The sequence below is a fragment of the Halorubrum sp. Hd13 genome, assembly GCF_002252755.1.
Classification (GTDB): Archaea; Halobacteriota; Halobacteria; order Halobacteriales; family Haloferacaceae; genus Halorubrum.
This window is the reverse complement of the sequence record NZ_NHOY01000116.1, coordinates 63572-77182: the sequence shown is the minus strand read 5'-3', so window position 1 is coordinate 77182 and position 13611 is coordinate 63572. Positions and strand designations below refer to the sequence as shown.

Genomic DNA, 13611 nt, shown 5'->3' with positions numbered 1-13611 from the left:
TTTGTCCTTTGATGAAAGCTGTAGCAGGGATCTGTACCACGTCTAAACAAGGCCAACAGATTTTATTATCCACTCTGTTCTCGAAGAACCGTTGCGACATCTCCGAGGCGCTCCGATTCCTTCGGGAGATTCTCGAGCGCCGTATCAAGGTCGACCGCCAGCGAATACTGGTTTTCGTCTCCACGACCCCGACCCTGTCGCTTATTGAGCACGTTCGTGTCAGCGAGATCGTTGAGCCGGTCACGGAATCGCCGGTTCGAAAGCACGTTCACGTCCACGTACTCACAGAGGGTCTTGTACTGGGTGTAGATGGGCGTCGTCGTCACAGGTGTGTCGCCGTGTATCCCGTGATACGTGACCGCCATGAGCGCGAGCATTCGCTGGTTCGGGAGCGTCTGAATCCCCGACTCGATGGCCTTTGTCTCAAGGAAATCCCGTGCTTCACGCACGTGCTCCTCTGTGACGGTGCTCTCTCCCCTATCATCGGCAAACCGGGTCGCACGGAACAGCAGGCGGATCGCCTCACGAGCGTCCCCCGTATCCTGTGCGCCTAGCGCCGCGGCAAGCGGGATCGTGTCGTCACTCAGAATCTCGCTTCGAAGATGTTGGTAGTCCTCGACGTCGTCCTCGAAATACGTGTCTCGGAGGGCACCGACGGCACGCCGTGCGAGGATATTGCGGAGCTGATCAGCATCGTACGGCTCGAAACGGACCTCGTCCTCGCCGAGGCTCGACCGGACGTCGGCATCAAGGTTCTCGCGGAACTGGAGGTCGTTCGTGATCCCGATGAGCGAGAGGCGGACCCCGTCCGGATTCGACCGTGGGAGTTCGTAGAGTATGTAGTCGTCGTCACCGATGGCATCGATCTCGTCGAGAACAACGATGACCGTCCCACCGACCTTCTCCAGGTTCTCGATCACCATGTTGAGGAGAGTCTTCCGCTGGTGACCGCTCGGGAGCTCCTCACCAGGGCCGAATCGCTTCTCACGGAGTCGCTTGACGAGGTGGGTCAGGACGTGGTAGGAACCATCCATGCCCTTACAACGGATGTGAACCACCGTGAGGTCCATCTCGGAGTCGTCAGCGTACTCCTGAAGCTGGTCGGTCTTGAGGCGGATTCCGACGGTCTTCCCCTGCCCAGATTGACCGTATACGATCAGGTTGAGCGGCGTCGAGCCCATCGTCGCTGGACGGAGTGCGGAGTGGATCTGATCGAGTTCGACCTCGCGCTCCGGCAGCGACTCGGGCTGATACGTCTGCTCGTTAGGGTTGAGGACGTCCATATCCTCGAAGATCGTGTCCTCGTCGCCGAACGCCTTCATACGCTCCCGTTTTCAGGTATTACGTATAAAACCCCCGTGTCCTACATGTCTTCCTGACTAGCAGACGGGATAGCGTCCTGAATGCCTTCTTTAGTTCTCTTGTGGTTCTACTGCACTTTGTCTGGACGACGGGGACAGAGGGGGGTGCGTCCAGCAAACTATCGAGATATTCGCCTCCGAATCCAATCCCGTGACAAAGAGACACGATCCCAGAACCGCCTCTGCATCTGGAACAGAGGTCATATTCTTCGGCTCCGGACCAATCTTCCCCGGGGCAGGGGGGTGCGTCCGGCAACGAAGCTTAACGGATTACGCTCCAAGAGCATACAGCTCACAACATTTTATCAAAACCCCCGAGGAAGCGTGTATATGGATCGTAACGTCTCGCGAATCCAAGAGCACGACCTCCGCTCGGTGTGGGAGAACGAAGAGCGGGATTTCACGAGATGGTTGACAGAGAACATCGACCTGCTCGCGTCTGAGTTGGGGATAGAAATCGAGGACGCGCGAGCGGAGGAAGCCGTCGGCGACTTCTCGGCCGACATCGTCGCACGAGAGATGAACACGGGGGAGACCGTTGTCATCGAGAACCAATACAATCGAACGGACCACGATCACTTGGGGAAGCTCCTGACGTACTCGTCGGGAAAGAACGCCGGGTTCACGATGTGGCTCGCCGAGGAGTTCCGGCCGGAACACCGGAGCGTCCTCGAATGGTTGAACGAAACCGGACCGAAAGGCGCGAAGTTCTTCGCGATCAGACCCCGCGTCGTGAGTATCGAAGGCTCCGAGGAGCGCGGGTTCGAGTTCGAAATTGTCGTTGAGCCTAACGAATGGGAGCGAGAGGTGAGTAACGAGTCGCTTTCCGACTCCGAACATAGCTACCGTCAGTTCTTCGCCGAGATGGTTGAGGCGTACTCGCAGCGACGTCCGAACTGGTACAAGCTCAAGCCCGGACCTCGGAACTATCTGACCTTCAGTGCCGGCATCTCAGGAGTCAGATTTGGATGGGTGTTCCATCAGGGGCCAGAATTCTCCGTCGAGCTCTACATCTCCACGTCGGATAAGGAACGCAACGAGGAGATATTCGAGGCGTTGAAACGCGAGCGAACAGATATTGAGACGAGTTTGGGCGTTGAGTTAGAGTGGGAACGTTTGCCCGAGAAACAGGCCTCCCGGATCAAGCAGCCAGAAGATCTTGACGGAACGATTACTGAGCTGACTGCTGACCAACGGAACTATCTGATCGAGTGGGGGGTAGATGCGATGGACGAATTCCAGGAGGAATTCGAGCCGCGTCTTTCCGCTCTTGGGTCCAACTGATCGCTGCTTCTACTGTTGTAACGAACTCACTGTGTAGGTTCCGTTCATTCTAAACGACTTGTCGGACGCACCCCCCTCCCCCAGGTTCTATTTTGAATTACACCAGTTTCTGCCGTTCAACCTGAACCTCTCCCTCTGAAACGGTCACTAACCACGTGGAGGGGTTATTCTCCTGTGTCGCTGTGCTAATCTCTGCGGTCGGGCCCGTAACGACTAGGGGAATCTCGTAGCCCGCTATCGAAGCGCGACTCCCAACGTGTAGATGGCCCGAAACGATCAGGTCCAGCCACTCATCGGCCGAGTTGAGGAACTCCCTGAGGTCCAGATGATTCGGATCAGCTCGGTGGATCGGAGCTCGATTCTCGTCAACCGCCGGGTACGGCGTGTCATGTAGGACTAGGAACGACACGGATAGCCCATCGTCGCCGGGCCCTTCTGGCGGCCGACTCGAAAACTCCCCCGCCCCGTAATCGAGTCCCGAAAGCCGCACGACATCGTCCCCGAACACTGCGGTCTCACCACCGATATGGATTCCCGGACCCCCACGTAACGTCCTGTTACCCGCTTCGTTGTCGTGGTTTCCGTGGATGTAGTATACAGGAATCCCCACGTCATGGGTTCGCTGGATCTCTTCGCGAACGTGGTCCCTGTCTTCCGAAGTTATCCCGTGGTCAAACACATCCCCCGCGTGGACGACGGCATCCACATCGAGGTCCCGAGCACGAGCGAAGCTTCGACTGAACGTCCGCCTGTTGTCGACCTCCTGGGCCCACGGCGGTTTCGTATTCGATGCCCGATGTCGATATCCAACGTGCGTATCCCCAAGGATGAGGAGACGTAACGGGTCCGAATCAGGGGTAACCCGCTCAACAGCAAAATCCGCGTTACTGTGGATACGCAGTTCCGGACCCGAAGCGTCGATGTATCGTTTGGCTCGGCCACCCCGGATCGCATACGTGGCACCGACCTCCCACTCAACCGTTACGTCGTGTTTCTCCCAGGTAACGACCTGTAGCTCCACCCCATCAGCATCGGTTGCGATGAGTTCCACATCTCGAGGAGGTACTGGATTGGTATCGATGTCGCGGATCGCCACTTCCAGCGGACCCGTTACAGACTGGTTGTGCCGGAGGCCGCTAGTGGTCTCCACGGATCATGCCACTCCGGATATCTTGTTAGTTCTGCTGATAGTGGCGACCAGACCGTGTTTGGGTATTCCCCCGAGCTAGTGGGCGTCCAGAACGAACTGATCGAGCCGACTCGTCACTGTCGCGCGAGAACTTTCCCGCTACGAATATCCCGATATTGATGCTTTTCTCATGAGGGGACGAACCTCTTTCTGGAATATCAAACACCAATATCGACGTGCAGTATGGCGATTTGACGAGATAGATCGCTCGTCGATATGAGTTGGTAGATAACCTGTGATCTCGCCTCTGTAGTTGGTAACCAGACGCAAATACAGAATCATAATTGGTGGCGGAATAACTCATTCGGTCAGTTCTATAACGAAAATACAGCCTACTTTGGCAGGAATTGGTGAATATAGGTCGCCTAACCACCAATTCTGCGCCACCTATATCAGTAAGTTCAGTCTGCGAACTGACGTGACCAATCGCACTGAGTCGGTCGCCGCTCGTATCGAATCGGACTCGAAGACCAAGCTCACCCGCGCTGCCGAGGAGTGTAACCTCACCGTCTCGGCATACCTCGAGAGCGTTATCGAGGAACACATCGACCGGAATCCCCGCGATCTTCGAGCACTCGAATCGTCTCTTTCCCGAAATCCCGACCAGGCGACGACCACTACATCCGAGGAATCACCGGATGGATTCGTCGAGGAAATGCTCGAGGGGTTAGAGTAACCGTGTCCAACGAGCTTCCCTCCATCACCGAGCCGGACAGCCTAGAGAATCGTCTCGAGGAGCTGCTCGAACAGACGACCGAATCCCTCGAACCGACCGCTCCGGAGCGAGCCCTCGAACTCTACCTCAACGACAAGGCCCGCGACTGCCAGGAGGCGACCGTCGATGCCCATCGCTCTCGGCTCGGCTTCTTCGTCGACTGGTGTGACGACCAAGGCATCGATACACTCGACCAACTCTCCGCTCGCGACCTCCACGAGTTCCGTGTGTGGCGGCGCGAAGACCTCAACGTCGTCAGCGAGAAGACACAGATGGACTCGCTGCGCGTGTTCATCGAGTGGTGCGAGACTATCGACGCCGTTGAGTCGGGACTGTACCGCAAGGTCGACTCGCCAAACTTGGACAACGGCGAGAACGCGCGAGACACCGTGCTCAACGCGGAACGCGCCCAAGAGGTCCTGGCCTACCTCGAACGGTACGAGTACGCTACGACGGAGCACGTCTGTTGGGTCGTCCTTACGGAGACGGGCGTACGCCTTGGGGGAGCCCGCGCCCTCGACGTCCGAGACTACCAAGCCGACGCAGAGACGCCTCACATCGAGATCCACCACCGGCCGGACTCGGACACACCGATCAAGAACAAGGAGCCAGGTGAGCGCCGTGTCGCGATAAGCGAAGCGGCGTGTGACGTGATCGACGACTACCTCGAACAGCGCCGTCCGGACATCGTCGACGACCACGGCCGGAAACCACTCCTCGCGACCCAGCGCGGTCGCGTGGGGACATCGACCATCCGAACCTACGTCTACCGATGGTCACGACCGTGTGCTATCGGCCGAGAGTGTCCGCACGACCGCGACCCCGACGACTGCGAAGCCGCCAACAACGAGGCACGAGCCGCACGCTGCCCGTCGAGTGTGACGCCCCACCCGATCCGGCGGGGCTACATCACACAGTTGCTCCGGGCAGGTGTTCCGGTCGAAATTGTCAGCGACCGGTGTAACGTCTCGCCGACGATCATCGACCAGCATTACGACGTTCGGTCGAAGGAGGACAAAATGAAGCAGCGGCAGGAAGCCCTCAACGACGTCGACGGTCGTGGCTCGTCATACACCTGAGATCCGTTCCCTATTCTCGAAGGCGACTTACAAGGTCGTCGACATCAACGCCATTATCTTCCGTCGTATCAGTGCACGTCTCGCTTTCCTCAGCAGGGACCTCAACCGAAGGGTCGACAGTCGGTGTCTGACCCTCTCGGTCATGTAGGACCCGCTCTGCATCCCCGATCGTTCCTGGCATGGATTCGCCGATGTTGTGACTGCCGCCGCTTCGATGCCTCCAGCCGTTTGCGTCCGTGTTGTCGTGATTCATGATCTGTATATCAACGGTCGTTTCAGGCCCGTAGAGCCGAGCAGTTCTAGTGAGAAGGTCATTCTGAGCTACTCTACTGGTCTCGCCGCCAGAACTCGTTCGCCCAGGATTTCGTGACCAGTTTCAGCTGGACCTCCTCGCGTTTCTCGTAGGTGTCATCGATGCCACCGAAGTAGTAGCCGACACCCTCCTCCAGCTCGATATCATCTGTCCAGACCGTGCAGATAACACCTTCTTGCGTCGAATCGTCACCGAGATGTACGCGCTGCTGCGGCTGGTGCGAAGCGACGTCCTCGATCCAGTTGACGAACCCCGATGTCCGGACCCAACCGTGCGTCCCGTCTAGATCGCCTAGCTCCACTTTGGGTGGTCCACTCATCGCTGTGCACCCCCGGTGACAAGGGTGACTCCCCCTGTCGTCTGACGGTTGGGGAGTACAGCATCACACCACGGACAGTTACCCTCTGCTCGAAGCGGGTCAATAAGCTCCTCACAGGACGGACAGGTTGAGAGGCCTTCTGTGTCGATGCGACCGTCGTTGTTCAGCTCTGTCCGCAAGATCCCGTCACGTACGACGAACAGCACGTTGTACGGGGCATACAGCCGAGTGAACGTCGCGTTACACTCGGGAGCATGGACCGGAATGGCCGCTCGCCAGCCTTCTTCAAGCGATATCTCTGCAGGCGTGCGTGCTTCCCACTGCTCGTAGGCGTGAGGCTCGTTAATTGGCGGGACGTACGACTCGTCGTGGGTGTAGTGTCCGAACATTATTTTCTGTGATTCCCCGTCGAAGCCTCTGCTCAACCGATTATCGCGGCATAATTGGACAGCGTCGCCACTGGGCGCAGAAAGCAACTTCCGGAGCTACTGCTACTGAAAAGTGAGTAGCGAGGCTAAGAGCTGATGGCGACTAATCGTGAGGTCGGTACTGAGCAAAGGGATTCGACGACTTCGGGTTACATCGCGCGGGAATCAAGCGCGCGTCGTTAAACAACGGTACAACGTCGACCCCCCATAGGCCGTGGTCTTTCGGGGGGTCATCGCGCGAGCGTTCAAACCCCGAAGGGCCTTATTTAGCCCTTTCAAGAATTAAATAGCGGCATACCGAAGGCCGATAAGCTTCGAAGGGGGATTAATCGGCCGCGATAACGGGCCGACCAATCGGCCCCCTTACGGGGGACCTCTCGGACGGACCTCCTCAACCCGCATATTGTCGCAAGTAACACTTAAAGGAAGATGAAATTGAGCGATCGAGAGGTGAAACGGCAACAATCGCGGAGGATGATGGCTAGGGTTCGGATTACCGCAACGGCCGGTCTTCCCGCTCAAAGTAACCGATCTGCCTCAGTTCGCGCTTAACGAGCCGTGTGATAGTGTTTCGGTCCGTCTTCGGGAGGTCGTGCTGTTCACAGAGTGAATCGTACTGTGAATCCTCCTCAAGCTTCGTCGGAAATTGGTCCGCATCAACGGTGGTGAGGTCAAGATCAGCAGGATCCTTCCCATTCAGAAAATATTGTTCTCTATCCCGGTCAACGACGACTCTGATCGTACAGAGAGCGACTTTCTCGATCCGTTTCTGTTGCCCGAAGCGGTCGAGATTCATACTTCCCATCGCGGAGATTGCCTGTTGTTGCTGATACTGTGTCACTTCAATCGACGAACAAAGAGACTGCGTGATCCGCTTTTTGTCGCGTGCGGCCTCCCGTGTGCTGTGGTTTCCCTCGGAATGATGTCGTCCTTCGTTGTGTCGAATGAGGCGTTCGATGTTGCCGTCCGCAGTTCCAATCCCGACTCGGGTTTCGCCGAATGGGTCATAGCCAGTTGGATAGGCATCCGGCTGGTGGTCACGCTGTCGCTTTATTGATGGTTTCGCGTCAGGCTGGTCGTCGACCGTCTGTTCGTTATCTTGTTGCTCGGTGCCTTTGTCGGTTCGTGTTCGTTCGATTGTCACCCACCACCGGATATCGCCTGTTACCAAGCAGAATGGAGCGTGGTGATTTAATCATTTTCCTGATATTCTGTAATGAAAATACGATTCCAAGATAATAACAGCACTATCATAAAATCGGCTGTGTGGTCACTGTTTCGCAGTCGGGAAAAAGCAACATTCAGTATCCACATAGGTATATCAAGAAGGATCTGTACCCATTCTTGGGGTTAATATTCGAAATCCTTTGGTATGCAAAGGATCTGTTATGCTATCTATTTATAATTTATATACAGATGGTGATTGTACTTATATTGAGTATCGCTGTGTCGGGGAGGTCAGCAACAAAAGTTTGGAGTGCCTTTAGATGTCGTCGAGGTATCCCCTCCGTTGTTCCATCTTCTCTTTCTGCGAGCGCTGGTCGTAGTGCTGGTCGATGACGTCGGACGTCACGTTCGCCCGGTCGCCGACCACCGTCTCCGGTACATCGCTCTGTAGGTAGTGTGTGATTGCGCCACGACGGAACGGATGCGGACTAACACTAGAAGGGCACTTCGATGCCCCGCCCGTCTCTAGGGCTTCACAGTCGGCTGTGTCGCGGTCGTGCGGACACTCTTGGCCGTACTCACACGGACGGGTCATCTGGTAGCAGTACGTTCGGAGGGTAGTCTTCGCAACCCGTCCGTTTCTTGTCGTAAGAAGGGGGTTTCGACCGTGGTCGTCCGTAACTTCAGGTCGTTGTTCGCGGATCCAGTCGTCGAGGACGAGACAGACCTCGCCTGAGACGGCGATGATTCGCTCGCCTTCTTGCTTGTTCTTGAGTGGCGTGTCGGTACTAGGTCGATGCCGGAGCCGGAGTGACTGCTCCTCTGGATCGTAGTCCTCGACGTCGAGCGCTCGTACAGAGCCCATCCGGAGCATCGTGTGCCACAGGAGCGTCGCAGTCACGTGGTTGATTGAGGCGTACTCGTATCGCTCGAGGTAGGCTAGCATCGCTTCGGCGTCGTCAGTTTCGAGCATCACGTCGCGACTATTCTCTTGAGACGTGATATCCGGCGAGAGGACATTCTTATGGAGATTCTGTTCAACAGCGTCGATTGACTCTAGCCACTTCACGAAGACGCGTAGCGTGTCCATCTGGGTCTTCTCGCTCACCTTCGTGAGGTCGCCGACGTTGCGCCGCCAGAGTCGAAACTCCTGAAGTCTCCGCCCGGTCAGTTCATTCAGGTTCTCTATCTCGCGCTCCTCACACCATCTGAGCAGGAAACTCAGACGTGACTTGTGAGAGACGACCGTCGCGTCCGCAACCGAGGTCTCTTTTTCCGCGATATACAGCTCGAGCGCCGTTTCGGGGTCGATTGGTTCGAGTTCCATGGTTCGATCGATCTCGAACCACACGAAGGCACGGCCTTCGACACCCGTTCAGCGAATTACCAACTTTCTCATGCTGCGACCGCTATCCCGTCGCGCCCGTCACGTTTTTTATCGGAGCAAACGTGACGGCGGCCGGGTGTATATAAACTGAACCCCCAGTGGCGGGTTTGAGTTCGTCACGCGACGTGAGGGATCGTCGCCTTCGCGCGGTTCAGGAGTTGCGGTGAGCGCCACTTCCACTTTCACCGTCCGTCCATGGCTCACCCCTTTTAGACGCCTCGTCGTCTCCACCACTATGCACACCCGTTCCCGACGACCGACCGCCGACCTCCCGGAACTCGCACCCGAGGTCACGCTCGTCGACGTCGACGACGAGCTCGGTGTCACGCCCGTCCAGGCGCTTCTCCTCGACCGAGTGCTCGGCGGCGACGACCCGGCGTTCTGGGTCGACGGCGCGAACAGCGCGAACACGACGCGCCTCCGCGAGCTCGCACCGGCCGATCGCGTGCTCGACCGCATCGAGGTGGCACGCGGGTTCACGGCCCATCAGCACACCGCTCTCCTCGACCGGCTGGCCGGTCGGCTGGCCGCCCGAGAGACGCCGTCGGTCGTCGTCGCGACCGGACTCGACGGGATGTATCGCGCCGCCGACGTCGACGGCGAACTCGCGGAGCGGATGTTCGTCCGTGCGATCGCGTCGGTCGCGCGCGTCGCTCGCGTCCACGACGTACCGGTCGTCGTGACGCGGCGTCGCGAGGACGACTTCTCGCGGCCGCTACGCCGCGCCGCGGCGACGTGCCTCCAGTGCCGAGCGACGCCGTTCGGGCCCCGCTTCGAGGACGCGGAGGGCGACGCTGAGACGCTCGTGTACCACACGGACGACGGGTGGCTCCAGACGACGCTCACCTACTGGCGGGAGGTCCTCGAACACCGCGCCCGGATGCACGAGGCGTCGGCGCTCGAACGCACGCCGGTCACATCCGGACTCCGGTAATGGGTCGGACGAATCCGACGTACCGAGACCGGTTAGGCGCGATCGAAGACGAGTGGGGGGCGTTCCGGCGGGCGCTCCGGCGAGCGGATCAGCACCGATTCGACGACCTGTTCGTGTACGCCCGCGATCACGCCGACGCCGCGGGGACTCTCAACCACCCGGATCCGCTGGCACCCGTCTGGATGGCGATCCTACTTGAACAGGAACGGCGGATCGACGAGCTCGAGACGCGGGTCGAAGCGCTCACCGACGGGGAAGCGTGACCCTCACGGTGGATTTCCTCGGTGACGGTCGCGTCGCCGAGTGGACGCTCGCGTCGGACGGTGTCGCTCGCCGCGTCCGCGAGAGCTACCGGCCGACGCTCTTCGTCGGCGACTCGGCGGACGACCTCTACGGGCGACGGGGCGGCTCCGATCCGACGCCGCCCGCTCGCGACGGGCTCTCGCACGCGCTGAGCGAACTCCGGTCGTTTCTCGCCGGACAGGAGGCGGTCGCCGGGCTCGGCGTCGAGGAACACCGCCAGACGTTTCGGACGACAGCCCGCCCGCTCCTCCGCATCGACGCGACGTCGATCGAGGCGGTCCGAACGGTCGCGAAACGGGTCCGCCGGTTCGACCGTCCGGACGCGTACACCTGCTACAACGTCGACCTCACGCGACAGCTGCGATACTGCCTCGAAACGGACACGCCGGCTGGCCCCGACCGATCGGTTCGCGACCTCCGGACGGTACGCCTGGATTTCCCCGGCCACGAATCGGGCGTCGAGTCGCTGCCGCGGCTCTCCGTCGGCGGTGACCGAATCGATTCGTCACCGCGAGGGGTCGTGGAAGGCGTTCGGGCGGCGCTCGATGAGCGCGACCCCGATGTGCTAGTCGTGTCGACGGCCGACCTCGTTCCGTTGCTGTTCGAGGCGGCCGACGCGTACGACGTCGACCTCGAACTCGGACGGAGACCGGGGTACACGAAACTCGCCGGCGAGTCGACGTACACGTCCTACGGGAACGTGGGGCACTCGCCGGCGCGGTACGCGGTCCCCGGACGCGTCATCGTCGACGAGTCCAACTCGTTCTTCTATCACGAGTCGGGGCTCGAGGGGTGTCTCGACCTCGTCAAGCGCTCCGGGTTGCCCTTACAAGAGCTCGGGTGGGCCTCCATCGGACGCGTGTTGACGGCGATGCAGATCCGGGAGGCCCGGAACCGTGACGTGCTCGTTCCGTGGCGGGCGTGGCGGCCGGAACTGTTCAAACCGGCGTCGACGCTCGATGACGCCGACCGCGGTGGAACGACGTTCGCTCCTGATACCGGTGTCCACGAGAACGTTCACGAACTCGACTTCGCGTCGCTGTATCCCAACATCATCCGGACGCGCAACATCTCGCCCGAGACCGTTCGGTGCGGGTGCTGTGACACCGACGATGTGCCGGGACTGGGGTACTCAATCTGCGAGCGCGACGGTTACCTCCCCGACGTGCTCGGGCCGCTGATCGACGCTCGGCGCGCGATCAAGGCGCAGATTCCCGACGCCGACGACGACGAGCGCGAGCGGCTGGAAGCCGCCTCGTCGGCAATCAAGTGGATCCTCGTGTCTTGCTTCGGGTATCAGGGATTCAGCAACGCCAAGTTCGGGCGCATCGAGTGTCACGAAGCGATCAACGCGTACGCTCGCGAGCTCCTCCTCGACGCGAAGGCCGCCCTGGAGGATGCCGGATGGCGCGTCGTCCACGGGATCGTCGACTCCGTCTGGGTGACGCCCGCCGAGGGCCGCGAACAGCGTCCGCTGACGGCGGTCGCCGACGAGATAAGCCGTGACGCCGGCATCGAACTGGAGTACGAGTGCGCGTTCGACTGGGTGGCGTTCTGCCCGATGCGAAGCTCGGAGTCGGGAGCGCTGACCCGGTACTTCGGGAAGCGACGGGGCGAGGAGTACCCCGAGACGGGGCTCGGTGACGCGGTCAAGACCCGCGGCATCGAGGGGCGACAGCGCTCGACGCCGGAGTGGGTCGAGGGCGTGCAAGCCGAGGCGCTCCGCGCGTTCGACGAGACGCGGTCGCCGGAGGCGGTGTGTGACGTGCTTCGGCGCCGGCTTCGTGAGCTCCGTGACGGCGCGGTCGATCCCACCGGGCTCGTCGTCGACAACCGCGTGTCGAGGGACGTCGACGACTACTCGGCGGAGACGCTCACCGTGGCCGCCCTGAAACGGGCACGGATCGAGGGGGCCGGGGTGGCAGCGGGACAGCCCGTGCGATACGTCGTCGTCGACGCGAACGCGCGCGGCGCTGCGCGCGTCCGCCTGGAGTTCGAGGAGGTCGACCGATACGATACCGAGTGGTACGAGGACGCCGCCGTGCGCGCCGTGGAGAGCGTGCTCGCTCCGGTAGGGTGGCGCGACGGAGCGATCAGGCGGTACCTCGCCGGAACGAGGGACGAGACGCTAGCGGGATACTGAGGTCGCGGTCCGGTTGAGACCCCGCTTGTCAGACGATCTCCGTCCGAGTCAGTCGATTGCGGCGCACGGAGAGTGCGGCGTGGGGCGGAGATCGGGACCGCCGCTCAAGCGATTCCGGCGCCGCCGAGGATCAGCCGGACGCCGATGACCGTCAACAGCCCGAGGACGGTCCCGCGTCGGAGCCGCTCGCTCACGCGCTCGCGGAGGCGCTTTCCGACCGCGACGCCGGCGACGGCGGGGACCGCGGCGGCGACCGACGCGAGGGCGAGCCCGAGGTCCGGGTAGAGTCCGAGCGCGCCCGCCGCGACGACGCGCAGGCCGTTGATCCCGACGAACACGAGCGCGACGACGCCGACGAACAGCCCGTGCGAGAGGTCGAAGCTCCGCACGAACGCGACGAGCTGCACCCCCACGTTCGTCGCGCCGAACAGGACGCCGGAGACGGCGCCGACGGCGCCCATGACGAGCGGCGTGTCGGCGACCGCCCGGTCGCTGACGACGGGCGGGGGAGGCAACGGGACGGCGCGCTGGGCGCTCGCCACGAACGCGAGCGAGACGAGTCCGAGCAGCGCGCGCACCGGCGCCTCGGGGAGCCGATCGAGCAGGGCCATCCCGAGGATCGTGCCGACCAGCGCGGCGACGAGCAGCGGTGCGAACCGAGTTCCGCACGTGCGGAGCTCCTCGCGGGTGAGGTCGCCGACCAGCGCGACGTTCACGGCGAACATCGGGAGGATCATGAACGCGACGGCGGTCGCGGGGTCGAGCGTCGTGGCCAGTACCATCGTCCCGACGACGGCGAAGCCGAACCCCGCGACCCCGTTGACGGCGCCCGCGACCGCGACGACGAGGGCTATCGCCGCCGCCAGTTCGACGGAGAGCGCGAGGGTCATACGTTCGAGACGTGATCCCTATTTATAAACGACCGTTGCCTGTGCGGCGGCGGGGCACGGGCGCGCGAAGCCGAGTTTCCGGAGCATCCGCCTTGGGCT

Annotated in this window: 13 protein-coding genes; 6 read left to right on the top strand and 7 right to left on the bottom strand. The window is 60.8% G+C overall.

Features of this window, described 5'->3' with window-relative positions; all coding sequences use genetic code 11:
- Positions 1-65: 65 nt before the first annotated feature.
- Positions 66-1322 (bottom strand): Cdc6/Cdc18 family protein, encoded by a 1257-nt coding sequence (locus tag DJ81_RS16255; RefSeq protein ID WP_094590580.1) that lies wholly within the window; start codon positions 1320-1322, stop codon positions 66-68.
- A 369-nt stretch (positions 1323-1691) separates the two neighbouring features.
- Here DJ81_RS16255 and DJ81_RS16250 point away from each other — a divergent pair, with 369 nt between their 5' ends.
- Entirely contained in the window at positions 1692-2645 is a 954-nt protein-coding gene (locus tag DJ81_RS16250; RefSeq protein ID WP_094590578.1) for a DUF4268 domain-containing protein, read from the top strand.
- 97 nt (positions 2646-2742) lie between these two features.
- On the opposite strand, the gene DJ81_RS16245 is transcribed toward DJ81_RS16250, so the two are convergent.
- Positions 2743-3795, bottom strand: coding sequence for a metallophosphoesterase (locus DJ81_RS16245; RefSeq protein ID WP_249269146.1), 1053 nt, complete (start codon positions 3793-3795; stop codon positions 2743-2745).
- 457 nt (positions 3796-4252) lie between these two features.
- Here DJ81_RS16245 and DJ81_RS16240 point away from each other — a divergent pair, with 457 nt between their 5' ends.
- Positions 4253-4510 carry a hypothetical protein gene (locus DJ81_RS16240; protein ID WP_094590576.1) on the top strand — a complete coding sequence of 86 codons (258 nt, stop codon included), beginning with the start codon at positions 4253-4255 and terminating at the stop codon, positions 4508-4510.
- A gap of 2 nt (positions 4511-4512) precedes the next feature.
- Positions 4513-5628 carry a site-specific integrase gene (locus tag DJ81_RS16235; RefSeq protein ID WP_094590574.1) on the top strand — a complete coding sequence of 372 codons (1116 nt, stop codon included), beginning with the start codon at positions 4513-4515 and terminating at the stop codon, positions 5626-5628.
- A 326-nt stretch (positions 5629-5954) separates the two neighbouring features.
- On the opposite strand, the gene DJ81_RS16230 is transcribed toward DJ81_RS16235, so the two are convergent.
- The 4 genes from DJ81_RS16230 to DJ81_RS16220 all read right to left on the bottom strand — a co-directional run bounded on the left by DJ81_RS16230 (position 5955) and on the right by DJ81_RS16220 (position 9182).
- The gene (locus DJ81_RS16230) at positions 5955-6260 is read right to left on the bottom strand and encodes a hypothetical protein (RefSeq protein ID WP_094590572.1); all 306 of its coding nucleotides are present in this window, start codon (positions 6258-6260) and stop codon (positions 5955-5957) included.
- Entirely contained in the window at positions 6257-6649 is a 393-nt protein-coding gene (locus DJ81_RS18905) for a hypothetical protein (RefSeq protein ID WP_141212601.1), read from the bottom strand. Before DJ81_RS18905 ends, DJ81_RS16230 begins: the two co-directional genes overlap by 4 nt.
- Positions 6650-7181: 532 nt before the next feature.
- Positions 7182-7859 (bottom strand): hypothetical protein, encoded by a 678-nt coding sequence (locus DJ81_RS16225; protein WP_212589845.1) that lies wholly within the window; start codon positions 7857-7859, stop codon positions 7182-7184.
- A gap of 312 nt (positions 7860-8171) precedes the next feature.
- Positions 8172-9182, bottom strand: a complete 1011-nt coding sequence (locus tag DJ81_RS16220) for a site-specific integrase (RefSeq protein ID WP_094590568.1) — start codon at positions 9180-9182, stop codon at positions 8172-8174.
- A 295-nt stretch (positions 9183-9477) separates the two neighbouring features.
- On the opposite strand from DJ81_RS16220, the gene DJ81_RS16215 reads away from it, so the two are divergent.
- From DJ81_RS16215 to DJ81_RS16205, 3 genes are read left to right on the top strand one after another with little or no spacing between them, the layout of a single operon-like run.
- A complete protein-coding gene (locus DJ81_RS16215; RefSeq protein WP_094525184.1) occupies positions 9478-10176 on the top strand; it encodes a hypothetical protein in 699 nt (232 codons plus the stop codon).
- Complete coding sequence (locus tag DJ81_RS16210; protein ID WP_094526899.1) at positions 10176-10439, top strand: hypothetical protein; 264 nt, start codon at positions 10176-10178, stop codon at positions 10437-10439. The genes DJ81_RS16215 and DJ81_RS16210 overlap by 1 nt, the downstream gene beginning before the upstream one ends.
- On the top strand, positions 10436-12622 hold the full coding sequence (locus DJ81_RS16205) for a type B DNA-directed DNA polymerase (RefSeq protein ID WP_094590566.1): 2187 nt from the start codon (positions 10436-10438) through the stop codon (positions 12620-12622). Before DJ81_RS16210 ends, DJ81_RS16205 begins: the two co-directional genes overlap by 4 nt.
- Positions 12623-12726: 104 nt before the next feature.
- Here the strand turns inward: DJ81_RS16205 and DJ81_RS16200 are convergent, their stop codons facing one another.
- A complete protein-coding gene (locus tag DJ81_RS16200; protein WP_094525181.1) occupies positions 12727-13512 on the bottom strand; it encodes a TSUP family transporter in 786 nt (261 codons plus the stop codon).
- Positions 13513-13611 lie beyond the last annotated feature (99 nt).